Annotated in this window: 2 protein-coding genes; both read right to left on the minus strand. The window is 62.5% G+C overall.

Going from position 1 to position 1,789, the window contains the following annotated elements; translation table 11 throughout:
* Positions 1-237: 237 nt before the first annotated feature.
* Positions 238-1,296: a methyltransferase gene (locus U9980_RS28260; RefSeq protein ID WP_416210425.1), complete on the minus strand. Its 1,059-nt coding sequence runs from the start codon at positions 1,294-1,296 to the stop codon at positions 238-240.
* The gene (locus U9980_RS28265; protein WP_416210426.1) at positions 1,293-1,769 is read right to left on the minus strand and encodes a peroxiredoxin; all 477 of its coding nucleotides are present in this window, start codon (positions 1,767-1,769) and stop codon (positions 1,293-1,295) included. The genes U9980_RS28260 and U9980_RS28265 overlap by 4 nt, the downstream gene beginning before the upstream one ends.
* Between the last annotated feature and the right edge of the window lie 20 nt (positions 1,770-1,789).

Consider the following 1,789-nt stretch of genomic DNA (forward strand, 5'->3'; position numbering starts at 1 on the left):
CCAACTGTAGCGGCCTCATCAATGGAGGGTAGGTGCGATCAAAGGCCTGCTTCACTGTGATGTAGGTGCCCGGCGTTACGGAGCGCAGCGCTGGCTGTACCGCCGTGAGGCCGATGAAAAGCGCCCCGGCGACGAGGCCGCTCAAGACCAGCGCCGCCACAACCAGGGTCGGGATCATTGCTTCCTATTCTGGTAGGTAGGGCCAAGAAGACCGCTGAGGCAAGGGCGAGGCGACGTTCATGACCGGGCGGCCTCGCCGTGCATCGTGGCCTCGATCAGGTAAATGCCGGATGGCGTCGGGGTGAAGTGAGGGGCGCCCAGTCCGGCCTTCTCGAAAAGGTCAGCGAATTCACGCTCGGTGCGCACGCGGCCATCTGGGTGCAGGACGAACATCTGTACATCGGACAGTTTCGCCTGTACTGAATCGGGGCCATTCGTGACGACGCGGTCGATCACCACGATTCTGGCACCGGGTTTCGCGTTCGCCGCACAGTTACGCAGTATTCGAACGCCCATGTCATCGTCAAACGAACAGATGATCAGTTTAAGTAGGTAGATGTCGGCGGAACAATCAACTGTTTCGCAGAAGTCGCCCGGCTGGAGCGTGAACCGCTCTGCGCGGCGAGCGGCCGCCGTATCCGAGGCGAGACTGCGCAGCGTCCCCGGGGTATCGAACAGCACTCCGTTGAGGTGCGGATGCCGGTCGACAACGGCAGCCAGAAAATCGCCGTATCCTCCGCCGATATCGACCACGGTGACGGCGTCGGCGATATCGACCGCAGCGGCCAGCGGCCTGTCGGTCATGGTGGCGAGCTCCGAATGGGCTTCCTGGAAGACGGTTTCGGCGCCTGGATCGTCCTCGGCAAAGTACGACCACATATCCTTGCCGAACACGTCGTCGAATGCGCTCCGGCCAGAACGAACACTGTCGGTAAGCCTTGACCAGGACTGCCACTGCCAGTCGGCGCATGCCGTCAGTACGGCATTCCGCATACTGGTCGGATGATCGCGGCGCAACACCCGGGACAGGTCGGTGTGGACGTAGCGTCCCTCGGTATCGGCGGCAAAGACGCCGAAGGCTGTCAAGGCTCGCAGAATTCGATGGAGCTTGTCTGGATCAACACCCGTCGCGACGGCAAGCTCGTCGGCCGGCACAGGTTTGTCATCGGACAGTGCGTCGGCGATGCCGAGTTCGGCGACCGCGTTGATCATCTGGGCCACCCACGCGCCAGACACAAGGCCGTAGATCTGGCCGTGGACCGGAATCTGCGTGGGCCGTACAGCACCCTGGGTCATCCTGTCTCCTTCTTTTTCATCTTTAGAGTCGCATGGGTGCGCAGCGCCTCCAGGGCGACGTCCGCGTGTCGGCTCATCGAGAACTCCGAGTCGATCCGCGCGAGCACCGTGCCATCGGTGTCGACAACAAACGTCGACCGTTTGTTCGGGCCCAGCCTGCGGCGGACACCGAAGGCTGCGGCAATCGTGCGGTCGGTGTCGGCGATGAGGGGAAACCCGAGCGAATGTTCGGCGCTGAACGCGGCCTGCTTGTCGACCGTGTCCGCACTCACCCCGACGATGTTTACGCCCAGCGCGGCGAACTCGCCGGCCAGATCCCGAAAGTGGCAGCTCTCCTTGGTGCAGCCGGGTGACATCGCCGCGGGATAGAAGAACATCACCAACGGACCCTTGGCCAGCAAATCGGACAGGCGGAAAGGTCCACCCGTCTCATCGACACCCGATAGATCCGCGACGTGGTCGCCAATCTTCATACGACGATCCTCCTGTCCTG

Source organism: Protofrankia sp. Cr1 (genome assembly GCF_963555865.1).
GTDB lineage: Bacteria > Actinomycetota > Actinomycetes > Frankiales > Frankiaceae > Protofrankia.